The 22162-nt window shown below is 68.2% G+C and carries 22 protein-coding genes and 1 rRNA gene; 11 read left to right on the plus strand and 12 right to left on the minus strand.

The window, feature by feature from the left end:
- A 16S ribosomal RNA gene (locus ACFX59_RS10655) occupies positions 1-332 on the minus strand; the annotation flags it as partial.
- Between the two features lie 537 nt (positions 333-869).
- Here ACFX59_RS10655 and ACFX59_RS10660 point away from each other — a divergent pair.
- The 3 genes from ACFX59_RS10660 to ACFX59_RS10670 are packed head-to-tail and all read left to right on the plus strand — an operon-like array spanning position 870 to position 3694.
- The gene (locus ACFX59_RS10660) at positions 870-1886 is read left to right on the plus strand and encodes a glycosyltransferase family 2 protein (protein ID WP_387432218.1); all 1017 of its coding nucleotides are present in this window, start codon (positions 870-872) and stop codon (positions 1884-1886) included.
- Positions 1883-3361, plus strand: a complete 1479-nt coding sequence (locus tag ACFX59_RS10665) for an oligosaccharide flippase family protein (RefSeq protein WP_387432220.1) — start codon at positions 1883-1885, stop codon at positions 3359-3361. The genes ACFX59_RS10660 and ACFX59_RS10665 overlap by 4 nt, the downstream gene beginning before the upstream one ends.
- A gap of 54 nt (positions 3362-3415) precedes the next feature.
- Complete coding sequence (locus ACFX59_RS10670) at positions 3416-3694, plus strand: hypothetical protein (RefSeq protein WP_309690837.1); 279 nt, start codon at positions 3416-3418, stop codon at positions 3692-3694.
- An 83-nt stretch (positions 3695-3777) separates the two neighbouring features.
- Here ACFX59_RS10670 and ACFX59_RS10675 read toward each other — a convergent pair whose 3' ends face one another.
- The 5 genes from ACFX59_RS10675 to ACFX59_RS10695 form a co-directional block, all read right to left on the minus strand.
- On the minus strand, positions 3778-4599 hold the full coding sequence (locus tag ACFX59_RS10675) for a DUF4167 domain-containing protein (RefSeq protein WP_387432221.1): 822 nt from the start codon (positions 4597-4599) through the stop codon (positions 3778-3780).
- Between the two features lie 284 nt (positions 4600-4883).
- Positions 4884-5696 (minus strand): peptide chain release factor N(5)-glutamine methyltransferase, encoded by an 813-nt coding sequence (gene prmC, locus ACFX59_RS10680; protein WP_387432222.1) that lies wholly within the window; start codon positions 5694-5696, stop codon positions 4884-4886.
- Positions 5697-5897: 201 nt separating this feature from the next.
- A complete protein-coding gene (prfA, locus tag ACFX59_RS10685) occupies positions 5898-6971 on the minus strand; it encodes a peptide chain release factor 1 (protein ID WP_307101423.1) in 1074 nt (357 codons plus the stop codon).
- Positions 6968-8290: a histidine--tRNA ligase gene (gene hisS, locus ACFX59_RS10690; RefSeq protein ID WP_387432223.1), complete on the minus strand. Its 1323-nt coding sequence runs from the start codon at positions 8288-8290 to the stop codon at positions 6968-6970. The genes prfA and hisS overlap by 4 nt, the downstream gene beginning before the upstream one ends.
- A 48-nt stretch (positions 8291-8338) precedes the next feature.
- Complete coding sequence (locus ACFX59_RS10695; RefSeq protein WP_387432225.1) at positions 8339-8947, minus strand: cysteine hydrolase family protein; 609 nt, start codon at positions 8945-8947, stop codon at positions 8339-8341.
- A 215-nt stretch (positions 8948-9162) separates the two neighbouring features.
- Between ACFX59_RS10695 and ACFX59_RS10700 the strand changes: the two genes are divergently transcribed.
- The 4 genes from ACFX59_RS10700 (at position 9163) to ppa (ending at position 13818) form a co-directional block, all read left to right on the plus strand.
- Entirely contained in the window at positions 9163-10359 is a 1197-nt protein-coding gene (locus tag ACFX59_RS10700; RefSeq protein ID WP_387432227.1) for a GGDEF domain-containing protein, read from the plus strand.
- 101 nt (positions 10360-10460) lie between these two features.
- On the plus strand, positions 10461-11120 hold the full coding sequence (locus ACFX59_RS10705; RefSeq protein WP_387432229.1) for a DUF1345 domain-containing protein: 660 nt from the start codon (positions 10461-10463) through the stop codon (positions 11118-11120).
- A gap of 79 nt (positions 11121-11199) precedes the next feature.
- A complete protein-coding gene (locus tag ACFX59_RS10710) occupies positions 11200-13140 on the plus strand; it encodes a M61 family metallopeptidase (RefSeq protein WP_387432230.1) in 1941 nt (646 codons plus the stop codon).
- Positions 13141-13239: 99 nt separating this feature from the next.
- Positions 13240-13818 carry an inorganic diphosphatase gene (gene ppa / locus ACFX59_RS10715; protein WP_307101436.1) on the plus strand — a complete coding sequence of 193 codons (579 nt, stop codon included), beginning with the start codon at positions 13240-13242 and terminating at the stop codon, positions 13816-13818.
- A gap of 356 nt (positions 13819-14174) precedes the next feature.
- Here the strand turns inward: ppa and ACFX59_RS10720 are convergent, their stop codons facing one another.
- Positions 14175-14654, minus strand: coding sequence for a GNAT family N-acetyltransferase (locus ACFX59_RS10720; protein WP_387432232.1), 480 nt, complete (start codon positions 14652-14654; stop codon positions 14175-14177).
- Positions 14651-15544 (minus strand): DMT family transporter, encoded by an 894-nt coding sequence (locus ACFX59_RS10725; protein ID WP_387432234.1) that lies wholly within the window; start codon positions 15542-15544, stop codon positions 14651-14653. Before ACFX59_RS10725 ends, ACFX59_RS10720 begins: the two co-directional genes overlap by 4 nt.
- A gap of 153 nt (positions 15545-15697) precedes the next feature.
- On the opposite strand from ACFX59_RS10725, the gene ACFX59_RS10730 reads away from it, so the two are divergent.
- Positions 15698-16468 carry a transporter gene (locus tag ACFX59_RS10730; protein WP_354296831.1) on the plus strand — a complete coding sequence of 257 codons (771 nt, stop codon included), beginning with the start codon at positions 15698-15700 and terminating at the stop codon, positions 16466-16468.
- Positions 16469-16472: 4 nt separating this feature from the next.
- Here ACFX59_RS10730 and ACFX59_RS10735 read toward each other — a convergent pair whose 3' ends face one another.
- The 3 genes from ACFX59_RS10735 to ispG are packed head-to-tail and all read right to left on the minus strand — an operon-like array spanning position 16473 to position 18373.
- Positions 16473-16778, minus strand: coding sequence for a hypothetical protein (locus tag ACFX59_RS10735; protein WP_387432236.1), 306 nt, complete (start codon positions 16776-16778; stop codon positions 16473-16475).
- 1 nt (position 16779) lies between these two features.
- On the minus strand, positions 16780-17190 hold the full coding sequence (locus ACFX59_RS10740) for an NUDIX domain-containing protein (RefSeq protein ID WP_387432238.1): 411 nt from the start codon (positions 17188-17190) through the stop codon (positions 16780-16782).
- 55 nt (positions 17191-17245) lie between these two features.
- The gene (gene ispG, locus ACFX59_RS10745) at positions 17246-18373 is read right to left on the minus strand and encodes a flavodoxin-dependent (E)-4-hydroxy-3-methylbut-2-enyl-diphosphate synthase (RefSeq protein WP_387432239.1); all 1128 of its coding nucleotides are present in this window, start codon (positions 18371-18373) and stop codon (positions 17246-17248) included.
- 64 nt (positions 18374-18437) lie between these two features.
- On the opposite strand from ispG, the gene ACFX59_RS10750 reads away from it, so the two are divergent.
- From ACFX59_RS10750 to ACFX59_RS10760, 3 genes are read left to right on the plus strand one after another with little or no spacing between them, the layout of a single operon-like run.
- On the plus strand, positions 18438-19604 hold the full coding sequence (locus tag ACFX59_RS10750; RefSeq protein ID WP_387432240.1) for an acyltransferase: 1167 nt from the start codon (positions 18438-18440) through the stop codon (positions 19602-19604).
- A gap of 49 nt (positions 19605-19653) precedes the next feature.
- Entirely contained in the window at positions 19654-20580 is a 927-nt protein-coding gene (locus ACFX59_RS10755; protein ID WP_387432241.1) for an isoaspartyl peptidase/L-asparaginase family protein, read from the plus strand.
- A 10-nt stretch (positions 20581-20590) separates the two neighbouring features.
- Positions 20591-21451, plus strand: a complete 861-nt coding sequence (locus ACFX59_RS10760) for a S1/P1 nuclease (protein ID WP_387432242.1) — start codon at positions 20591-20593, stop codon at positions 21449-21451.
- Between the two features lie 160 nt (positions 21452-21611).
- Here ACFX59_RS10760 and pal read toward each other — a convergent pair whose 3' ends face one another.
- Positions 21612-22136, minus strand: a complete 525-nt coding sequence (pal, locus tag ACFX59_RS10765; RefSeq protein WP_307101455.1) for a peptidoglycan-associated lipoprotein Pal — start codon at positions 22134-22136, stop codon at positions 21612-21614.
- Positions 22137-22162: the final 26 nt, after the last annotated feature.

A 22162-nucleotide genomic window follows, 5' to 3' on the forward strand; every position in this document is an offset into this window, starting at 1 on the left:
CCCCACTGCTGCCTCCCGTAGGAGTCTGGGCCGTGTCTCAGTCCCAGTGTGGCTGATCATCCTCTCAGACCAGCTATGGATCGTCGGCTTGGTAGGCCTTTACCCCACCAACTACCTAATCCAACGCGGGCTCATCCTCTGGCGATAAATCTTTGGACTTTCGTCATCATCCGGTATTAGCAGCCGTTTCCAGCTGTTATTCCGAACCAAAGGGCAGATTCCCACGCGTTACGCACCCGTGCGCCACTAAACCCCGAAGGGCCTCGTTCGACTTGCATGTGTTAGGCATGCCGCCAGCGTTCGTTCTGAGCCAGGATCAAACTCTCAAGTTTGATGCTCGATCCTCAACCAGGTGGAATAACCCAGCCAAGAACCGCTCACTTCAAGGAGCCAATTCCTGCACATCACATATTCAAGTGGATATGTAACGAGACATACGAACTGGCTTAAGCTTTTCACGATCCCCAACACACCTTGAATGTGTGAGTGACCGCCAAGCCGCCGCCCGCATGTCCCTTCATCTAACCTACAATGTCAAAGAGCCGACAACAAATACCGGCACCCCTTCCGCCCCTAAACCTTTCGGCCTAGAAACTTCCGTGCGCCAGCATCTCAATGCCAGTACCGCTGACCCCGAAGCCGCCGCAGCGGCCCGCTCCGTCGCGGTGAAACCCCTCTAGGCGGGGGCCGGGATTCGGTCAACACAAAAAGTGACACTTTTCTGCAAAATTTGCCGAAAGGCCGCTTTTCCAGTCCGTTAACGCCGCTAAAACAGCGTCACGCGGCGGAACCCCCGGTCGTGGCCCGATTTCACGAGGCTCTGAAGCCATTCTTTAGCCATCGTGCCCCTACAGACCGAGTCAACGATCATGACGCCGCCCCGTATCACCGTCGCTCTTAGCGTGCATAACAACGCCGCCTATCTGGCCGAGGCGCTGGACAGCATCCTCGCGCAGAGTTTCGGCGATTTCGAGCTGGTGATCGTGAATGACGGATCGAGCGACGCCTCCCCGGCGATCATCGACGCCTATGCCGCACGGGATGCGCGGATCCGGGCGGTGCACCGGCCCAATTCCGGGTTGATCGCCAGCCTCAATCACATTCTGGATTTGGCGCGGGGCGAGTATGTCGCGCGCATGGACGGCGACGACGTCGCGCTGCCCGAGCGTTTTGCCCGGCAGGTCGCCTTTCTCGATGCGCATCCCGATCATGGCGTCGTCGGCACCCGCGTCCTGCGGATCACCGAGACCGGCGAGCCCAAGCGCGGCGCGGCGATCGATCACCCCCTTTCCGCCGAATCGGTAACGGCGGCACTGGAATCGGGGCCGCTTCTTTGCCACCCCTCGGTCATGATGCGTCGCGACCTGTTGCGAGCCGTGGGCGGATATCGCCCGGCCTATCGCCATTGCGAGGATTACGACCTCTGGCTGCGCCTTGCCGAGCGGACGCGCATGGCCAACCTGCCCGATCGCCTGCTCCTCTATCGCTATTCGGGGACCCAGGTGTCCAATCGCCATGTCCTGGTGCAGCATTATGGCGCCGCCGTCGCGCGGCAGGTGCGGATCGAGCGGCTGGCCGGGCGGGCCGATCCCTCCGACGGCTGGCAGGAATTGCCGCCGATCGAGGCGCTGGATGCCGCCTTTGGTCGTGACGGCGTGGCGCGGGCGGTGCGCAGCGAGGTAGTCACCGGCATCCTGTTCGACCCCCCTTCGCTGGCGGGCGCCGGACTGCCGGTGATCGTCGCGCATCTGGCGGATACGCACGGGCATCCGGCCGGGCGGGTGCCGGGCCTGTGGCGCGCGGTGGCGCGGCTGGCGCGGACCGGGCGGCCGCTGGCGGCGGTGCGGCTGGCCCGCGCGCTGGCCCGCGACAGGATCCGCCGATGAGCGGGTCGTCGATCCGGGGCGCCGCGCTCTGGTCGATCGGGGCGCAATATATCGCCTTTGCGATTCAGTTCGTCGTCAGCGTCCTGATCTCGCGCTTCTTCCTGTCGCCGCCCGAAATGGGGCTCTATTCGATCGCGCTGTCCGCCGCGATGATGGTGTCGGTGGTGCAGGATTTCGGCATCAGCCGGTTCGTCGCAGGCGAACGCAACCTGACCGACGCCCAGGTGGAGACGTGCTTTTCGGTCTCGCTGATCTTCGCGCTGGGGATCGGGCTGCTGATCCTGATGCTCGCCTGGCCGCTCGCGCAATTCTACGACAATGCGCGGCTGACCCCGTTGCTGGCGATCATCGCGGGTTCCTATCTGGTCGTCCCCTTCGGCATCGTGCCCAGCGCCATGTTGCAGCGGCGCATGGACTATCACTCGCTGTTCCTGGTCAATGTCGGTGCCGCGATCGTCAATGCGGGCTTTTCGCTGGGGCTGGCCTGGGCGGGCTATTCGGCCTTTTCGCTCGCCTGGGCCGCCGTCGCGCAGCAAGCCACGCGCGCGCTGATCGGCCAGTGGCGCTCGGGCCTTCGTCCGCCCTTTCCACCCCGGCTGAAGGGCGTCGGGCCGATCCTGCGCTTCGGGTCGAACAGCTCGCTGCTGCATATCAGCGGGGGGATCGGGATGCGCAGCCCCGATCTGGTGATCGGCCGTGTCCTGACCCTGACCGCGGTCGGCCTGTTCGGTCGCGCCTCCAGCCTGGCCGCGCAGTTGCAGATGCTGGTCAGCGGCGCGGTCGACGGCGTCTTCTATCCCGCCTTTGCCCGCCTGCGCGATTCGGGCGCCGATCTGGCCGCGCCCTATCAGCGGGTGGTCGCCGCCTATAGCGCGGTGACCTGGCCCGCCATGGCGTTCCTGGCCGCCGCCGCGACGCCGATCGTGCTCATGCTCTATGGCCCGCGCTGGGCGGGGGTGGCGCCGCTCCTCGTTTGGATCGCGATCGGGCAGATCTTCATGGCGGCGCTGCCGCTGCATATCGAGCTGCCGATCGTGCTCGGGCGGATTCGCAAGCTGGTGGTGTTCAACATGCTCGATACCGCCGCGTCGATCGGGCTGCTGCTCCTGGGCGCGATGGCGGGGCTGGAGGCGGCGGCGGCCTCGCGCGTCGGCTATGGCATCGCCTGGTTCCTGATCTATGTCGGGCTGATGCGGCGGCTGACCGGCTTTGCCTGGCGCGCGATGCTGGTCATCTATGCGCAGAGCCTGGTCGGCGCGCTGGCCACCATCGTCCCGCTGCTGGCGCTGTACCATTGGGTCGCGGCGCCCGAGGCGATGGGGCTGGGCCTGCTGGGGCTGGCGGCGGCGGCGGGGGTGCTGGCATGGCTGGCGGTGGTCTATGCGCTGCGGCATCCGATCCGGCTGGAGATCAACGCCATTGCCGGCGGTGTCCTGGCGCGGTTGCCGGTGCGGCGGTCCGGGCTGGGCGTCTGACCGACGCGGCCGGAGCGGCTTGTCCGGGCGCGGCGCTGCACCCATAGTCGGGCCATGGCCCCTCCCCCATCCGGTCTGGACGATCCCGAACAGGCGGCCTTCGCCTGGGCGCGGTTCCGCGCGATCATGGCATGGATGACGCTGGCTGCCGCCGTGGCGGTCTGCTTCGCGCTGGTCGTGCTGGCAGAGGTCTATGGCCCGCTCAACCCCGTCACCATGCTGGGGGTGATCGGCGGGATCGGCGGCATGGTGATGCTGACCGGCGCGCTGATGGGGCTGGTCTTCCTCAGCTCGGGCACCGGGCATGACGAGGAGGTCGACCGGCGCGATTGAGCGCCCCGCGCCCGCCATTCCATGAAAAAGGCCGGCCGTCGCGGGGTGCGACGACCGGCCTTTTTCATTCCGTCCGGGCGGTATCAGCCCGCCGCGGCTTCCGGCTCGACCGGAGCGGCGGCGCGGACACGGCGACGGCGGGGCTTTTCCTCGACGGGAGCCTCGCTGTCGGCCACCGGGCTCAGCGCGGGCGGCAGGCGATCGGCGTCGAAGCCGGTCGCTTCCGCGCCGTCCTGCGCCTGCGCCTCGACCGGGCGTTCGCGACGCGGGCGACCGCGACGGCGGGGCGCTTCGGCCTCGGCGGTCGGCTCGGCGACCTCGACGCTCGCGGCGACGACGGGCTGCGCCTCTTCGGCCATCACCGGCTGTTCGGTGCGGGCCGGGCGGCGGTCGTCCCGACGCGGGCGATCCTCACGGTCGCGCCCCTCACGGTCACGGCTCTCACGATCGCGGCGGGGGCGATCGTCGCGGCTGCGCTCTTCGCGCGGCTGGCGTTCGCGACGCGGCTCCGCCTCGCCCTGCATCTCGCCGGGGCGGATGGGATCGCCCTCGTCGCCATAATCCTCGTCGCCGCCATCGAAGCCGTCGTCAAAGCCGTCGTCGCGCGATTCCTCGCGCTGGCGACGCTGATTCTGCTCCTCGAAGCGCGAGCGGCTTTCGCTCAACACCCGGAAATAGTGATCGGCGAACTGCCAATAATATTCGGTGTTGACCCGATCGCCCTGACGCTGCGCCTCGGCCGCCAGATTCTTGTACTTCTCGTACAGCTGGTTGGCGTTGCCGCGCGCGCGGTTGTCGATGCGATTGCCATTGTCGGGACGACCGGGATTGCCACCCGGGCGCTGCCCACCATTATTGCCGCCACCACGACCGCGACGGCGGCCGGCCTGCCGATTATTGATCAAGCTGTTCGTCCTTAGTCGTCAAACCAACAAGGTCCACTTTTCCCGGCACCGCGCGCGTCCCGCACGATGCGAAGCTCTGGCGCCCAACGGGCGCTTGCCACGGCCGCCGGACAGCAGCGACTGCATGACGAAGGGTACGGGCATCGGCCCGACATCGACGATGCCCAACCACGTCGTGTCCCGAAAACACGGTGCAAGCCGTCGATGTTCGCGTGCCCCTGTGCGCGCTGTAGCGGGTCGGGGGCCGGTCCTACAAGTGAAATATGGGGCATCGTCGGGAATGTTCAATGCGCCAGCAGCGCGCGCGGGCGGCCGCCCAGATCGCGGTGCAGCGCCACCCGGAATCCCTGCGCTTCCAGAAGCATGGTCACGGCGGGCGCCTGTTCGTGCCCGATCTCGACCACCGCCGCTCCGCCGGGGGCGAGCAGGCGGCGCAGTTCGGGGGCGAGCAGGCGATAGTCGTCCAGCCCCTCGGGCCCCGCGAACAGCGCCGAGCCGGGCTCGTAATCGCGCACCTCGGGCGAGAGGATCTCGTCGGTGCCGATATAGGGCGGATTGGTGACGATGCAGTCGAACGCGCCGGTCAGCGCCGCCGCCCAGTCGCCCCGCACGAACCGCGCGCGATCGGCCAGCCCGCAGGCGGCGGCATTGGCGAGCGCATAGTCCAGCGCCTGCGCGGAGCGATCCACGCCCAGCCCGACCGCGTCCCGCCACTCGTCGAGCAGCGCCAGCAGCAAAGTCCCCGGCCCGGTGCCCAGGTCCAGCACCGTGGCGGGCGGGTGCCCTTTGAAATGAGTCAGCGCCGCGTCGATCAGCGTTTCGCTGTCCACACGCGGCACCAGCGCGCCGGGGCCAACCGCCAGGTCCAGCGTCCAGAAGCCGCGCGTGCCGGTGATATAGGCGATGGGCTCCTGCGCGGCGCGGCGCTCGACCAGTGGCCAGAAGCTGTCGGGGACGGCGCGGCTCAGATCGAGCAGCAACGCGGTGCGCTCGATCCCCAGGGCATGGGCGAGCAGCAGTTCCGCATCCAGCCGCGCGGTGGGGGAGAAGGCGAAACGCTCGGCGGCCTGGGCGAGCGCGGTGCGGGCGTCCGTCACGCCGCCACCTCGCCCCGACGAATGCCGGGCCCCCGAAGAAATGGGTTCGCGCGGAGGCGCGGAGGCGCGGAGATGTCAGGTACGGGGCAAAGGTGCGGCGCTATCCACCGGCGAAGGTGGAGGGCCTGCGGCGCGGCAGGCTGGACCGCTCCGCGTCTCCGCGTCTCCGCGCGAACATCGTCTGTGGCCGCGCTTGCCCCCTCACCCATCGAGCGCGGCGAGCCGTTCGGCCTCATCCTCCGCCAGCAGCGCGCCGACCAGTTCGTCCAGCTCGCCCTCCAGGATTTCGGGCAGGCGGTGGAGGGTCAGGTTGATCCGGTGATCGGTCACGCGCCCTTGCGGGAAATTATAGGTGCGGATCCGCTCCGACCGGTCGCCCGATCCGACCATCGAGCGCCGCGTGCCCGCCCGCTCCGCCGCCAGCCGCTCGCGCTCCGCCTCGTAGAGTCGGGTCCGCAGCACCTTCATCGCCTTGGCGCGGTTCTTGTGCTGCGAGCGTTCGTCCTGCTGGATCACCACCAGCCCGCTCGGGATATGGGTGATGCGGATCGCCGAATCGGTCGTGTTGACGTGCTGCCCGCCCGCGCCCGACGAGCGGTAGATGTCGATGCGCAGATCCTTGTCGTCGATCTGGAGGTCGACCTCCTCCGCTTCCGGAAGCACCGCCACGGTCGCCGCCGAGGTGTGGATGCGCCCGCCCGATTCGGTGACCGGCACGCGCTGGACCCGGTGGACGCCCGATTCGAACTTCAGCTTGGCAAAGACGCCCGCGCCCGCGACCGAGGCGACGACTTCCTTGTAACCGCCCGTATCGGGGACCGAGGCGGAGATGACCTCGACCCGCCAGCCCTGCCGTTCGGCATAGCGCTGGTACATGCGGAACAGGTCGCCCGCGAACAGCGCAGCCTCGTCGCCGCCGGTCCCGGCGCGGATTTCCAGCATCGCCGCACGCTCGTCGGCGGCGTCGCGGGGCAGCAGCGCCAGCGCCAGGTGGCGATCCGCCTCGGCCAGCGCGGTGCGGTTGGCGTGGAGTTCCTCCGCCGCCAGCTCGCGCAATTCGTCGTCGCCGTCCTGCGTCATGAAGGTCAGGCTGTCGGCCTCCTGCCGCAACCGCCGCACTTCGGCGGCGGCGTTGGCGACCGGCTCCAGCTCGGCATATTCCTTCGACACCGCGACGAAACGGTCCGAGGGCAGGTCGCCGGTCGCCATCATCGCCTGCAATTCGTCGCGCCGCGCCTCGATCTGCGCGATGCGTTCGGCGGAGATGGTCTTCATGCGATGGTCAGACGCTGCGCCAATGGAGGGAGCGTCTCGCCATGAGCCTCGGCGATCTCGTCCTCGAACAACAGGTCGGACAGGCCCTGCACCGCTCCGTCGAGCGAGACGGTCGCCTGCTCGCCGGTCTTCAGCGCCTTCACCTGCACCTGGCCGTTCGCCAGCTCGTCATCGCCCAGGATCAGCGCATAGCGCGCGCCCTGGTCGTTCGCCTTGGCCATGCGGCGCTTCATATTGCCGCGAAACGCCATGTCGGTGGCGACGCCCGCGCGACGCAGTTCCGCGACCAGCCCCGTCGCGCGCAGCTCCGCCGCCGCGCCCATCGGCACAACGACCGCGTCGATGGTCGGCTTGGCGGGCTCGTCGAGCAGCATCGCCAGCCGCTCGACCCCCGCCGCCCAGCCCACGCCCGCCGTCGCGGGGCCGCCCAGCGACTCGATCAGCCCGTCATAGCGGCCACCCGCCAGCACGGTGCCCTGCGAGCCCAGCCGGTCGGTCACGAACTCGAAGGCGGTGTGGCGATAATAATCAAGCCCGCGCACCAGCCGCGCATTGCGCGTCCAGGCGACGCCCGCCGCGTCCAGCCCCGCCGTCACCGCCTCAAAGAAGGCGCGCGCCTCGGGCGTCAGATAGGCGTCGATGTCGGGCGCGGCATCGGCGATCGGCCGGTCGCGCGGGTCCTTCGAATCGAGGATGCGCAGCGGATTCTTCTCCAGCCGCACCAGGCTGTCCTCGGACAGCTGGTCGCGGTGCGCCTCGAAATGCGCGACCAGCGCGTCGCGCCAGGCATCGCGGGTCTCGGCATCGCCCAGCGTGTTGAGCTGGAGCGTCACGCCCTCGGCGATGCCCAGGTCGCGCAGCAGCTGGTCGGCCATCACCAGCAGCTCGACATCCGCCGCCGGTTCGGCCGCGCCGAGGATTTCGGCGTCGATCTGGTGGAACTGGCGATACCGCCCCTTTTGCGGGCGCTCATAGCGGAACACCGGGCCCGAGGTGACGAGCTTCAGCGGCGCATATTGCTGCCACCCCTCGGTCAGATAGGCGCGCGCGATCCCCGCGGTGAATTCGGGCCGCAGCGTCAGCAGGTCGCCGCCGCGATCGGGGAAGGTGTACATCTCCTTCGACACGACATCGGTCGTCTCGCCGATCGAGCGGGCAAAGACCTGCGTATCCTCGAACACCGGCAGGTCGAGTCGCTGGAAGGCGTAGAGGGTGTGGACCTGCTCGAACGTCTGCAGCACCTCCGCGAAGCGGCGCTGCTCGTCGCCGAAGATGTCCTGCGTGCCGCGCACGCGCTTGGGGGTTTCGATCCGTGCCATAGAGGTGGCGCTATCTAAGGTAGCGAAGCCCGGCGCGCTAGAGTGCGATCACGCCCCTTGGGATAGCCAGTCGCCCAGCGCCAGTTCGTCGGTCGGCCGGGTCTCCGCGCACATGCTGTGCCGCATGATCTCCAGCGCCCAGCGGCGATGCGCGTCGCTCTCGCTCGCCACCGTGTCGCCCGGCACCCACAGGTCGTACTCGCGCATATGCGCATCGGCGGCGGTGAACAGCACGCAGATGTCGGCGGCCACCCCGGTCAGGATGACGCGCGTGACGCCCAGTTGCGGCAGCAGGACGGGCAGGTTGGTCGCATAGAAGCCCGAAAATTGCGGCTTCACCACGAAATAGTCGCGGTCGCGCGGCCGGAGCGCGGCGATCAGCGCGCGGCCCGGACTGTCCTCTCGGTCGCAATGCGCGATGATCGAGGAGCGTTCGGAATGCCAATGGCCGAAATTGTCGTTGACGTAGATCACCGGCACCCCGGCCTCGTCCGCCGCATCGCGCAGCGCCACGATCCGCTGCGCCGCCGCCTCGGCCGGTTCGCGCAAATCCTCGCCGCCCTCGAAATCGAGATCGTTGATCATGTCGATGACGATCAGCGCGGCGGCATGGGGGGCGGACGTGCCGCTCGGCGAGGGGGTAGCGGGTTCGGACATGCCCCCTGCATGTCATACCGCCAGAGGCAAGGCGTTGATCTGGCCCAAGTTCCGACCCGAAAGCGCCGTGACCGGAAGCCGCCTCGAACAGAATGGCGGGTCGCCCGTTCGCCGCGGCCGGACAGGACGGGATTCACCGCCGCGAAAGCCAAATCTGTGTCTATAACCTATGGTTTACCGTCGTCCCCCTAGGACGCGGTCAGCCGGAGTGCCTGATGCCCGATCGACCCGCTTTGGAGGATGCGCTTTCCAGGCTGACGTCCTCGATCCGCCTGACCCCGCGCCTCGAGCGGGACTTCGACCGCTATCGCGCCGATAGCGTGCGCAGCCAGGTCGTCTATGTCCTCGCCACGCTTCTGGTCCTGACGCTGTTCGGTGTGATCGTGGACATGCGCGTGGGGGTGCTGGCGCTATCCCTCTACTGGAAGCTCAGCGTACAACTGCCGTCCATCGTGCTGGCGCTGATCCTTGTCGGGCAGCGGCGGATTCCGCCCCATCTGATATGGCTTGCCGGTGCCATCCCGTTCGTCATCACGGTCGGCCTCGTCACCCGGCTCTCGCTGGCGGTCCCGTCGCCCATGGCCGAGCAGCTGAGCACGACGGCACTGGCGACAGCCTTCACCGCCAATCTGATCCTGCCGATCAAGGTGCGTCCCGCGATCCTCGTCGCGCTCGCCAACATGGTCGTCTATCTCGGACTGCCCCTCGCCATCGCGCCACGGACGCTGCTTTTCCAGTCGGTCGACATCCTGGCCTTCCACGGCGCCATAATGCTGGCGACGCCGATCGGCGCCTATTTCAACGAGCGGGTGCAGAAGCAGAGTTTCCTGCTGACCCTGATCCAGCAGCGCCAGAGCAGCGAGCTGGAGGCGGCGGTCGAGGAACTGACCCGCATGTCGCATCGCGATCCGCTGACCGGCGCGGGCAACCGGCGCAGCATGGACATACGCTATGCCCGACTGCGGCAGACCGCCCGGATGCGCGGGGACGCGATCCGCCTGATCCTGATCGATGTCGATCATTTCAAGCTGTTCAACGACGCCGCCGGCCACGCCGCCGGCGACCGGTGCCTGCAGGCCGTGACCAAGGCCATTGCCCGCGGCGCGAGCTGTCCGATCGAGATGGTGACGCGGTTCGGCGGCGAGGAATTCGCGCTGCTGCTGCCATGGGAAGAGATCGATATCGCGGAGGGCATCCGCCGCCAGGTCGAGGCCATGGCCCTGCCGCATCCGGGCCTGCCCCCCGGCCGGGTCGTCACGGTCAGCATCGGGCAGGCCTGTCTCGACCCGGGGCGCAGCGACGCCACGCAGGACGACCTCTTCCGCCGGGCGGACGAAGCGCTCTATCGGGCCAAGCGCGACGGACGCAATCGGGTGGCGATCGCGGATGAGGGCGCGCGCGCGGCGGGTTGACGCCTGCCGCGCATCCGGGCTGTGCCGGGATTTCGGACGGCCGCGATAGGCGTCGCCATTGTCACTGGCCGACCCCGCCCGCGTCCGGGTAGATCGGTCCCATGACCATCACACGCTGGCAACGGCTGCAACGTCGTATCGGGGACCGGATCGCACCGCCGCGATTCGTGCTGTTCGGGTTCGTCCTGATCGTGGCGGCGGCGCTGCTGATTCCGCGGCTGGGTCTGACGCGGGGCATTCTTGCCGGGTTCGATGCCGCCGCGCTCCTGTTCATCGGTTCGCTGGTCCCGCTGCTGAAACAGGGACAGGCGGCCACGATGCGCCGCCGCGCCGCACGCAACGACGCCAATCGCGCGGTGCTGCTGGTGTTTTGCGGGATCGTGCTGTTCGTCGTCCTGGTCGCGGTCGGCGGCGAGTTGCGCGGGCGGAGCAGCCTCGTCACCATCGCGCTGGTCGTGGCCACGCTGATCCTGGCCTGGCTGTTCTCCAACATCGTCTATGCGCTGCATTATGCGCATCTCTTCTACAGCGCGGGCGACAAGGGCGATGCGGGCGGCCTGCAATTCCCCGACACCACCGAGCCGGATTACTGGGATTTCCTGTATTTCTCGGTGACGCTGGGCATGACCTTCCAGACCAGCGACGTGTCGATCGCCTCGCGCCGGATGCGCCGCGTGGTGACGGGACAGTGCCTGGCGGCGTTCGTCTTCAACCTCGGCGTCATCGCCTTCACGGTCAACGTGCTGGGCGGCGGGAGCTGAGCCGGGCAAAAGGGTCTGGACGACTGGCCTATCGGGTGCCTAACCTGCCGGTGTCTCTCTTCGCCGCAAAAGGCTCTCCATGATCCGTACCGCGTTTCGTTCGATTGTCGTCGCCTCGCTGCTCGCCTCGGCCGCTGCCGCCCCACTCTACGTGGCGAACGCCCAGGTGCCGCCGGGCAATTCCGCGCCCGCCGCGCAGGCCCCGTTCGTCAACACCATCCCCGACGCGGTCGACACCCCCTATCCGGGCACGATCAAGCTGGTGGTCGACGCCACCGATACCGAGCGCGGCATCTTCCGCGTGAAGGAGACGATCCCGGTCGCCAAGGCCGGGCCGATGGCGCTGCTCTTCCCGAAATGGCTGCCCGGCGCGCATTCCCCGCGCGGCGAGATCGAGAAGCTGGCGGGCCTGGTCATCCGCGCCAACGGGCAGATCCTGCCCTGGACCCGCGACCCGGTCGACGTCTTCGCCTTCCATATCGACGTGCCCGCGGGCGCGGCGCAGCTCGACCTGGAGTTCCAGTTCCTGTCGGCGACCAAGCCCGACCAGGGCCGCGTCGCGGTCACCCCGACGATGATCTCGCTGCAACCCAATTCGGTCAGCCTCTATCCGGCGGGCTATTATACCCGCCAGATCCCGATCCAGATGACCGCCACCTTCCCGACCGGCTGGACCGCCGCGGGCGCGGTGCCGTCCAAGGCGTCGGGTTCGACCTACACCTATGACACGACCAATTACGAGATCCTGGTCGATTCGCCGGTGCTGGCGGGCAAATATGGCAAGGTCTTCCCGCTGACCCCGCGCGTCAACCTGGACGTCTTCGCCGACAACCCCGCCGAACTGGCCGCCAAGCCCGATCAGATCGAGGCGCACCGGCGGCTGGTCGAACAGGCGGTCAAGACCTTCGGCGCGGAGCATTACGACCATTATGAATTCCTGCTGTCGATCAGCGACCAGCTGGGCGGCATCGGGCTGGAGCATCACCGCTCGTCCGAAAATGGCGTGACGCCGGGCTATTTCACCGAGTGGAATGCCGGGCCGGGCCGCCGCAACCTGCTGCCGCACGAATTCACCCATAGCTGGGACGGCAAGTTCCGGCGCGGCGCGGACCTGTGGACCCCCGATTATCGCGCGCCGATGCGCGACTCGCTGCTGTGGGTCTATGAGGGGCAGACCCAGTTCTGGGGCTATGTCCTCCAGGCGCGGTCGGGCATGGTGTCGAAGCAGGATACGCTGGACCAATATGCCTCGATCCTCGCCATCTACGACACCGCGCCCGCGCGTCAGTGGCGCAACCTGGTCGACACCACCAACGACCCGATCATCTCGGCGCGCAAGCCCAAGGGCTGGACCAGCTGGCAGCGGTCGGAGGATTATTACAACGAAGGGCTGATGGTCTGGATGGAGGTCGATGCGATGCTCCGCCAGAAGTCGAACGGCACCAAGTCGATCGACGATTTCGCCAAGGCCTTTTTCGGCATCCGCAACGGCGACTGGGGCGAGGTGACCTACACCTTCGACGATGTGGCGGCCACGCTGAACAAGATCGTCCCCTATGACTGGGCCGATTTCCTGCGCCGCCGCATCACCGAGACGGGCCAGCCCGCCCCGATCCAGGGCTTTGCGATGAACGGCTACAAGCTGGTCTATACGCCCGAGCCCACCGCGACCTTCAAGCAGGGCGAGAAGAACAGCACCAATGTCAGCTATTCGCTGGGCATGATCGTGTCGAACAGCGGCGAAGTGACCAGCTCGATTTGGGACAGCCCGGCGTTCAAGGCGGGAATCGATGTCGGCACGCAAATCCAGGCGGTCAACGGCGAGAGCTATTCGGGCGATCGACTGAAGGCCGCGATCCTGGCCGCCAAGGACCCGGCCAAGCCGGTCAAGTTGGTGATAAAGAACCAGGATGTCTTCCGCGACGTCACGCTCGCCTATACCGGCGGTCCGCGTTATCCGCGTCTGGAAAAGGTCGGCACCGGCGAAACCGGGCTCGATCGTCTTCTGAAGGCGCGCTGAGGACATCTATCGACAGGGCATGGCGGGTTGCGCTATCGCGCCCGCCATTGTTTTTGCACCGGAACTTGTATCCGGCCCCCTGGCAGAGAAAGACTGACCATGCGTATCGACCTCATTCCCGTCGGCAAGAGCCCGCCCGATGACCTCAATGTCGTGATCGAGGTGCCCACCGGCGGCGAGCCCGTGAAGTACGAGTTCGACAAGGCGAGCGGCGCCCTGTTCGTCGACCGCATCCTGCACACGCCGATGCGCTATCCGGCCAATTACGGCTTCGTACCGCACACCCTGTCGCCCGACGGCGATCCGCTCGACGCGCTGGTCGTGTCGCGCTCGCCCTTCATCCCGGGCTGCGTCGTGCGCGCGCGTCCGATCGCGGTGCTGAACCTGGAAGACGAAGCCGGCGGCGACGAGAAGCTGGTCTGCGTGCCGGTCGACTCGACCTTCCCCTATTACTCGAATGTCGGCGGTCGCGACGACCTGCCCGAGATCGTGTTCCAGCAGATCGAGCACTTCTTCACCCATTACAAGGACCTGGAGAAGAAGAAGTGGGTGCGCATCGGCACCTGGGGCGACCGCGACGAAGCGCGCCGCATCACCCTGGAAGCAATCGAGCGTTACGAGGCCGCCAAGGCCAAGGGCGAAGAGCCGCACGACCACGACGTGCCCGGCCGCGAATAATCCTTTTCGGATTTCGGTTTGAAGAACGCCCCGGTGCCACCCGCACCGGGGCTTTTTTTATCGTCGGCGGGTGAGGTCGGGACCTGGGACCGGCGTTCCGATTCTCCTCCTCCGTTCACGCTGAGCGAAGTCGAAGCGCACGCACCATGCGCGCGGCTTGGCGACGGCAATCCCTTGGCCTTGGCCTTGGCCTTCGACTTCGCTCAGGCTGAACGGAGCGGAGAGGGTGCGGCGGGCAGGAAGAATGGTTCGCGCGGAGGCGCGGAGAACGCGGAGGTGTCTTGCCTGCCGCACCTCCTATTTCCGAACAATCAGCCCGAGACGACATAGCGAGGCGCGCCTCCGCGGGAACCCGATCACCGCCCCGCCAGTTTCTCCAGCGCCTCGCCCGACACGCGCTGCACCGTCCATTCCGCCATCGGCTGCGCGCCCATCGCGCGGTAGAATTCGACCGCCGGCGTGTTCCAGTCGAGCACCGACCATTCGAACCGCGCCCAGCCCCGATCGCGCGCAATCCCTGCCAGATGGACCAGCAGCGCCTTGCCCACCCCGCCCCCGCGCGCGGTGGGCGTGACGTAGAGGTCCTCCAGATACAGGCCGCGCCGTCCGGTCCAGGTCGAGAAATTGGCGAAGAACAGCGCAAAGCCGATCGCTATGCCGTCACGCTCGGCGATCACCGCCTCGGCGGCGGGGCGTTCGCCGAACAGCGCCGCCGCCAGCATCGGCTCGGTGGCGTGGACGGCATCGGGCTCGCGCTCGAACGCCGCCAGTTCGCGCACGAAGCCCAGGATGGTCGCGGTATCGCTGGGCCGGGCGGCCCGGATGGTCGTCGTCATAGTCCCGCCTCGCTGTGCGGCCCCGGCCCGGGCCGCCGCACCGCGACGACGCAGCCCCCGATGATCGCCGCCGCCCCGACCAGCGTGAACGGCGACACGCGCTCGCCGAACACCGCATAGCCGAGCAGCGCGGCCCAGACGAAGGCGGTATATTCGACCGGCGCAAGGATCTGGGCCTCCGCCCGCGCATAGGCCCAGGCGAGCAGCAGCGCCGACAGGCTGCCCAGCGCCGCCGCGACGACGATGGCGGGCCATTGCGCCGTGGCGGGCCAGCCCGAGACGAAGGGCGCGGCGGGCAGCATCAGCACCGCGATCACCAGCATGGTGAACAGCGCGACCTCGACCGGCCCCGCCACCTGCGCCTGCCGCCGCAGCAGCACCAGGCTGACCGCATAGAGGATCGAGGCAGCGAGGATCGCCAGCGAGCCCAGCACCGTCTCGGTCGAGGCCTGCGCCTGCACCTCGCCCGCCGCGATCACCAGCACCCCGACGCCCGCGATCAGCGAACCCAGGATCGCCGCGCGCCGGATTCGCTCGCCCAGCGTGAAGGCCGCCAGGAACAGCGCGATCAGCGGCGCGAGAAAGGTCAGCGCGATGCTCTGCGCCATCGGCACCCGCGCCAGCCCCCAGAAGAACAGCAACACCGACGCCCCCCCGGTCGCACCGCGCGCGACATGCAGGGCCAGCGCCTGCCGCCCCGGCCAGCGCCCGCCCCGCGCCAGAAACAGCGCGCCGGTCAACACCACCCCGACCCAGGACCGCCACAGCACCGCGCTATAGGCGCCGCTGTCGATCGACAGCCGCTTCATCAGCGTGTCCATCACCGAATAGATGGCGATGCCCAGCGCCGCGGCGCCGAAGGCGATGACGGGGGACGTGCGCGCGCTCATGCCCGTGGCGATAACGGGGACGGCCCCGAAAGGCGAGAGGAGCCGATTGCCGCCTTCTCCCGACGGAAGGGTGAGGCTGCGCCGATGATCGGATGAAATCCCACCCCGCATCCGTTGCCCCCGCAAACACCGATGCAAAAAGGGATGACGGGCATGAAGACGGCATGGATGGCGACGGGTCTGGCCATGATGCTGGCGGCACCGGCGGGGGCGCAGGTCACCGCGACGGTCGGGGCGGACTATGCCTCGGGCCGCTATGGCACCGGACAGCGTGTGGATACCGCCAGCACGTCGCTGGGCCTGCGGGCCAAGCGCAAGCGGGTGACGGTGTTCGCCGCGCTGCCGGTTGTGCAGGTGGACGCGCCGGGCAATGTCGTCGCGCCCGGCGGGCCGCTGGGCCTGCCCATCTTCGTCGACCCCACCCGCCCGGCCACGCGCGTCCGGCGCAGCGGGCTGGGCGATGCGGTGGTGGGGGCGTCGGTCCAGCTGGTCGAGCCGCGCCCGCACCATCTGGCGCTGGCCCTGACCGGCAGCGCCAAGCTGCCCACCGCCTCGGCCTCGCGCGGCCTGGGGACGGGCAAGACCGATTATTCGATCGGGGCGGAAGCCGCGGTGCCCGGCAAGGTCACGCCCTTTGCCGCGATCGGCCACAGCTTTGTCGGGCAGCCCGACGGCTATGCCCTGCGCGACGTGACCAGCGCGCGGGGCGGCGTGGCGGTCCGCATGGGCAAGGCGAGCGAGGTCAGCGTCTCGTACAACTATGCCTCGCGCGCCAGCGACCAGAGCGCCGACCGGCAGGAGATCGGCGCGGGGCTGGACACCGCACTGTCGCAGCGCCTGTCGCTGGGCATCCAGGGCAGCGCCGGGGTCAGCCGGGGTGCCCCCGATGCCGGGGCGGGGGTTCGGCTGGGCCTGCGGCTATAGGCCCTCAATCCTCCGGCTCGGGCGGATCGGCAACGATTCCATAATGATCGTAACGATAGCGCTTCAGACCCCGGTCCATGCATTCGATACTGGGCGCGGCATGATCCTCGGTCGCTGCCGCCGCGTCATGATAGACCAGATCGACATAAGGCATACCGTTGCGCAATTTGCCGAAATGGGTCGGCGTCACACCGCAGGCTTTCGATAGGCGATAAAAGACCTTTTTGGTCAGCAACGGCTTCTCGGTCGTGGTCGTGACGCAACCCGACAGGATCAACGCGCTCGCCATCATCGCCACGCCCCGCCGCATGTCATTCCCCCCTGCCCGTGCCGCCCCGCCACCATGGCAGGATATGGTCACGAAGCAACGGTGCCAGCGGCAGGGTTTCGACCGAGCGGCCATCGACCCAGATCGCCTCCTCGATCTCGGCGGCGGGCACCGGGTCATGGTCGACGGTCAGGTGAAAGACCGTGGCGTCGACGCGGTGCCCCGGCTCATTGGCCGCCGCCGCCGAGAATCGCCCGATCGGGCGCAGCGCCGATTGGGCGACCGTCAGCCCGATCTCCTCGTCCAGTTCGCGGATCAGCGCGGCGGCGGCGTCCTCGCCGGGTTCGATCTTGCCGCCCGCCTGCATGAACCAGCGGGTGCCCGCCTTGCGCACCAGCAGGATGCGCCCGCCTCCGTCTTCGATCAGGGCGGCGGCGATACGGAGGACGGTCATGCCCGCATCGTAACGAAACCCATTCCCACCCCGCAAGGAGAGGAATGGGCCCGGATCATTCCGCCGCGATCGCCGTCTTGGCGACGTCCGCCGCTTCGAGTTCGGCGGCCTTCGCCTCGACCAGCTTGACGATATGATCGACCATGTCGGCGTCCTCGACCGTATGATCGGTCAGCCCCGACAGATAGACCATGTGCTTGCCATTGCCGCCGCCGGTCACGCCGATATCGGTCTCGCGCGCTTCGCCAGGACCGTTGACCACGCAGCCCAGCACCGACAGCGACATGGGCGTGCGGATGTGCTGGAGCCGTTCCTCCAGCACCTGCACGGTGCGGATCACGTCGAAGCCCTGGCGCGCGCAGGACGGGCAGGACACGACGCGCACGCCGCGATTGCGGATGCCCAGCGCCTTCAGGATCTCGAAGCCGACGCGCACCTCTTCCTCGGGCTCGGCCGAGAGCGAGACGCGGATCGTGTCGCCAATCCCGAACCAGAGGAGCGAACCGATGCCGATCGAGGACTTGACCGTCCCGCCGATCAGCCCGCCCGCCTCGGTGATGCCCAGATGCAGCGGGCAGTCGGTCGCCTCGGCCAGCCCCTGATAGGCCGCCACCGCCAGGAAGACGTCGGACGCCTTCACCGCGACCTTATATTCGTGGAAATCATGGTCCTGGAGCAGCTTGATATGGTCGAGCGCCGATTCGACCAGCGCCTCGGGACAGGGCTCGCCATATTTTTCGAGCAGGTCCTTCTCGAGGCTACCGGCATTCACGCCGATGCGGATGGCGCAGCCATTGGCCTTGGCCGCGCGGACGACCTCGGCGACGCGCTCGGACGATCCGATATTGCCCGGATTGATGCGCAGGCAGGCCGCGCCCGCATCGGCGGCTTCCAGCGCGCGCTTATAGTGGAAATGGATGTCGGCGACGATCGGCACGCGCGCCGCCTTGGTGATCTTGGCCAGCGCGGCGGTCGAATCGGTGTCGGGGCAGGAGACGCGGATGATGTCCGCCCCCGCCTCTTCGCAGCGCCGGATCTGGTTGATCGTGGCGACCGGATCGCTGGTCGGCGTGTTGGTCATGGTCTGCACGGTGACGGGGGCGTCGCCGCCCACGGGCACTTGGCCCACCATGATCTGACGGCTTTGGCGGCGGACGATGTCTCGCCAGGGACGAATGGACATGGGCCCTATATACGCGCAAGCGCGTTGCGGTTCAAAGTCAGTGCTGTACCAGACCGGGCAAAGAATGACCGTCGCCGCCCCCATCCCCCGCCATTACGGACTCGACTGGCTGCGCATCGGCGCCTTCGCCATCCTGATCCTCTATCATATCGGCATGGTCTTCGTGCCGTGGGGCTTCCATGTGCAGCTCGCCCGGCTGCCCTGGGTCGCGATCCCGATGCTGGCGAGCAATCCGTGGCGGCTGATGCTGCTGTTCGTCGTATCGGGCTATGCGACCCGCGCACTGGCGGTCCGGCATCCCTCGATCGCCAGCTTCGCGCGGGGGCGGAGCATCCGGCTGCTCGTCCCGCTGGCGTTCGGGATCGCGGTGCTGGTGCCGCCGCAGATCTGGGCCGAGCTGGTCAGCAAATATGGCTATCCGGGCTCCTATGCGACCTTCTGGCTGCACGACTGGCTGGGCTTCCGGCTGATCGGCGGGGTGGTGCCGACGCCCGCCTGGAACCATCTGTGGTTCGTCGCCTATCTGTGGGTCTATACCATGGCGGTGGCGATGCTGCTGGCGGTGGGCGGCCGGTTCGGCGGCAGGGCGCAGGCGCTGTTCGACCGGGTGTTCGGCGGATGGGGCGGCGCGGTGCTGCCGGTGCTGTGGCTGTTGCTGGTCGATATTCGCCTGTTCCCCGGCGGGCTGGAGACGCATGGCCTGATCGACGACTGGCTGGCGCATGCCATCTATTTCCCCGCGCTGCTCTTCGGCTTCGGCATGGCGGGATCGGAGCGAGTGCTGGACAGTTTCCGGCGCGGCTGGATCGTCGCGGCGGCCATCGCGCTGGCCAGCTATGCGGTTGCCGCCGCGCTGGAGTGGCGCTGGCCGGGGCTGGCGGGCGCACCCGCGGGGCTGGGCACCGTCTTTGCGGGCGCACGCGCGGTGCAGGGCTGGATGGCGGTCGTCGCGCTGATCGGGCTGGCCGAGCGTTTCTGGAACCGCGACCATCCGTGGCGCCGCACGCTGACCGAGGCGGTCTTCCCCTTCTATCTGATCCACCAGACGATCATCATCCTCGTCGCGCTGGGCCTGCGCAGGCTGGGCTGGCCGCTGGCGGTCGATGCCGCGATCCTGGTGGCGGCGACGGTGGCGGGCTGCTGGGCCTTTTATCTGGTCGGCCGCAAGCTGCGCTGGCTCCGCCCGCTGATCGGGCTGCGTCCGGGGGATGGCGGGAAAGCGACGATCTGATAGGGGCTCGGGCGCAAAGCCTGTCCCCTTCAAGTATCGGAGTTTCCCCATGTCCGCATCCTGGTCGCTGGTCATCCATGGCGGCGCGGGCCGGATCACCCGCGACGTCCTGACCCCCGAACAGGATGCCGGAGCACGCGCCGGGCTCGACGCCGCGCTGAGGGCCGGCTCGGCGGTGCTGGCGGAGGGCGGCAGCGCGCTGGACGCGGTCGAGGCGGCCGTGCGCGTCCTGGAGGACGATCCCCATTTCAACGCCGGGCGCGGTGCCTGCTTCACGCAGCACGGCACCAACGAACTCGACGCCGCGATCATGGACGGGCGCGACCGGCAGGCGGGCTCGGTCGCGGGGGTGACGCGGACCCGCAACCCGGTGACGCTGGCGCGCAAGATCATGGAGGCCAGCCCGCATGTCCTGCTGGCCGGGCAGGGCGCGGACCGATTCGCGGTCGACCAGGGGCTGGAGCAGGTCGACCCCGCCTGGTTCCACACCGACGAGCGTCGCCGCCAGCTCGACGAGCTGCTGTCGCGCGGCGCCGATGCGTTCGACAGCGACATGAAGTACGGCACGGTCGGCGCGGTCGCCTGCGACGCGCGGGGCCATGTCGCCGCCGCCACCTCGACCGGCGGGGTGACGGGCAAGCGCTGGGGCCGGATCGGCGATTCGCCGCTGATCGGCGCGGGCACCTATGCCGACGACCGCGCCTGTGCGGTGTCGTGCACCGGCTCGGGCGAGGTCTTCATCCGCGTCGGCGTGGGGCATGAGATCGCCGCGCGCCGCCGCTTCACCGGCGACAGCCTCCAGGCCGCCGCCGACACGGTGCTGGCCGAGGTGAAGGCACTGGGCGGCACCGGCGGCACCATCCTGGCCGGGCCCGATGGCGCGATCGCCTGGAGCATGACGACCGCGGGCATGTATCGCGGCCGTGCGACGAGTGGCGGCGAACACAGGGTGGCGATCTACGCCGACGAGGGATAAAACCCGCGTCATGAAGCACTTGCGCCTGTTCGTCGCGATGATCGCGGCGTCGTTCCTCGCCTCCCCCGCCGCCGCCTATTGGGACTATGGACATCAGACGGTGGCGGCCATCGCCTGGGCCAACATCACCCCGCATGCCCGCGCCGAAATCCGCCGGATCCTGCGCGCGCAAGGCGAGCTCGACACGCCGAGCTGCCCGGTCCGGACGATCGAGGAGGCCAGCGTCTGGCCCGATTGCGTCAAGCCGCTGAAGGACGAAAACGGCAAGTCGCGCTTCGGCTATGCCTATAGCTGGCATTATCAGAATGTGGACATCTGCCAGCCCTTTCGCCTGCCCCCCGCCTGCGACAGCGGGGACTGCGTATCGGCGCAGATCCCGCGCCAGCTCGCGATCCTGAAGGACAAGCGCGCCAGCGATAAGGACCGGGTGATGGCGCTGGCCTTCCTCGTCCACTTCGTCGGCGACCTGCACCAGCCGCTCCATGCCGGGGACAAGGGCGACAAGGGCGGCAACGACACCCATGTCGATTATGGCGACTATGCGACCGCGCGGCTGAACCTGCATTCGATCTGGGACGGGCTGCTCGCCGAGCGGGCGATCTCGACGCCCCCCAAATTGGTCCGCGCCTATCCGGCGGCCGAGCGGCGGCGCGAGGCGGCGGGCGGCGTGATGGCCTGGAGCCGCGAGAACTGGGCGGTCGCCAAGCGCGCCTATGCCGCCGCGATGGGCGGCAATCCCTGCCAGCCGACGCCGGCGCATATGACGATGGATGACGCCGCGATCCGGGCGATGGCCCCGGTCGAGCGCGAGCAGGTGAAGCGGGGCGGGTTGCGGCTGGCGAAGCTGCTGAACAGCGCGTTTCGCGGATAATCCCGCCAGCCGTTCGCACTGAGCGAAGTCGAAGTGCACGCCCGGACCATGCCGAGTCCCGTGGCCTTCGACTTCGCTCAGGCTGAACGGAGGTTTTGGGGTACGGCGCCGACCGCACCCCATTCCTCCCCAAGCTATGCTTGGGGAGGAATGACGATCGTCAGCTCAGGACCACGGTCACCGCGCGGCGGTTCTGCGCATAGCTCGCCTCGTCCGAGCCGAGCGCGATCGGGCGTTCCTTGCCATAGCTGATGACGTTCATCCGGTCGGGCGAGATGCCGCGCGCCGCCAGATAATTCTTGGCCGCGTTCGCACGACGATCGCCCAGCGCGAGATTATATTCGCGCGTGCCGCGCTCGTCGCAATGCCCCTCGATGGTGATGCGGACATTGGGATAGCGCTGAAGCCAGGCCGCCTGGCTGTCCAGGATCGCGCGCGACTCGGGGTCGATATCATATTGATCGAGCCCGAAATGGATGGTGTTCGACGTCACCGAACGCTTGAAGTCGGCGTCCGAGCCGGGGACGATCGCGCCGTCGGTCGGGGTGGTCTGGCCCGCATTGGGGTCGGTGGCCGCATTCTGGTCGACCGGCGCGGGCGGCAGGACGGCGGGCCGCTTCTTGGCGCAACCGGCGATGGCCAGCGCCATCGTGGCGACGAGCAGGGTGGTCTTGATCTTGGTCACTGGACTGTCACTCCCTTTTGGTTCGT

It is taken from the genome of Sphingomonas sp. NCPPB 2930 (assembly GCF_042867205.1).
GTDB lineage: Bacteria > Pseudomonadota > Alphaproteobacteria > Sphingomonadales > Sphingomonadaceae > Sphingomonas.

Bases quoted from the DNA above. Each gene is read 5' to 3' on its own strand.
- ACFX59_RS10660 (WP_387432218.1), top strand. From the start codon at position 870: ATGACGCCGCCCCGTATCACCGTCGCTCTTAGCGTGCATAACAACGCC.
- ACFX59_RS10665 (WP_387432220.1), top strand. From the start codon at position 1,883: ATGAGCGGGTCGTCGATCCGGGGCGCCGCGCTCTGGTCGATCGGGGCG.
- ACFX59_RS10670 (WP_309690837.1), top strand. From the start codon at position 3,416: ATGGCCCCTCCCCCATCCGGTCTGGACGATCCCGAACAGGCGGCCTTC.
- prfA (WP_307101423.1), bottom strand. From the start codon at position 6,971: ATGAAGACCATCTCCGCCGAACGCATCGCGCAGATCGAGGCGCGGCGC.
- hisS (WP_387432223.1), bottom strand. From the start codon at position 8,290: ATGGCACGGATCGAAACCCCCAAGCGCGTGCGCGGCACGCAGGACATC.
- ACFX59_RS10695 (WP_387432225.1), bottom strand. From the start codon at position 8,947: ATGTCCGAACCCGCTACCCCCTCGCCGAGCGGCACGTCCGCCCCCCAT.
- ACFX59_RS10700 (WP_387432227.1), top strand. From the start codon at position 9,163: ATGCCCGATCGACCCGCTTTGGAGGATGCGCTTTCCAGGCTGACGTCC.
- ACFX59_RS10705 (WP_387432229.1), top strand. From the start codon at position 10,461: ATGACCATCACACGCTGGCAACGGCTGCAACGTCGTATCGGGGACCGG.
- ACFX59_RS10710 (WP_387432230.1), top strand. From the start codon at position 11,200: ATGATCCGTACCGCGTTTCGTTCGATTGTCGTCGCCTCGCTGCTCGCC.
- ppa (WP_307101436.1), top strand. From the start codon at position 13,240: ATGCGTATCGACCTCATTCCCGTCGGCAAGAGCCCGCCCGATGACCTC.
- ACFX59_RS10720 (WP_387432232.1), bottom strand. From the start codon at position 14,654: ATGACGACGACCATCCGGGCCGCCCGGCCCAGCGATACCGCGACCATC.
- ACFX59_RS10725 (WP_387432234.1), bottom strand. From the start codon at position 15,544: ATGAGCGCGCGCACGTCCCCCGTCATCGCCTTCGGCGCCGCGGCGCTG.
- ACFX59_RS10730 (WP_354296831.1), top strand. From the start codon at position 15,698: ATGAAGACGGCATGGATGGCGACGGGTCTGGCCATGATGCTGGCGGCA.
- ACFX59_RS10735 (WP_387432236.1), bottom strand. From the start codon at position 16,778: ATGCGGCGGGGCGTGGCGATGATGGCGAGCGCGTTGATCCTGTCGGGT.
- ACFX59_RS10740 (WP_387432238.1), bottom strand. From the start codon at position 17,190: ATGACCGTCCTCCGTATCGCCGCCGCCCTGATCGAAGACGGAGGCGGG.
- ispG (WP_387432239.1), bottom strand. From the start codon at position 18,373: ATGTCCATTCGTCCCTGGCGAGACATCGTCCGCCGCCAAAGCCGTCAG.
- ACFX59_RS10750 (WP_387432240.1), top strand. From the start codon at position 18,438: ATGACCGTCGCCGCCCCCATCCCCCGCCATTACGGACTCGACTGGCTG.
- ACFX59_RS10755 (WP_387432241.1), top strand. From the start codon at position 19,654: ATGTCCGCATCCTGGTCGCTGGTCATCCATGGCGGCGCGGGCCGGATC.
- ACFX59_RS10760 (WP_387432242.1), top strand. From the start codon at position 20,591: ATGAAGCACTTGCGCCTGTTCGTCGCGATGATCGCGGCGTCGTTCCTC.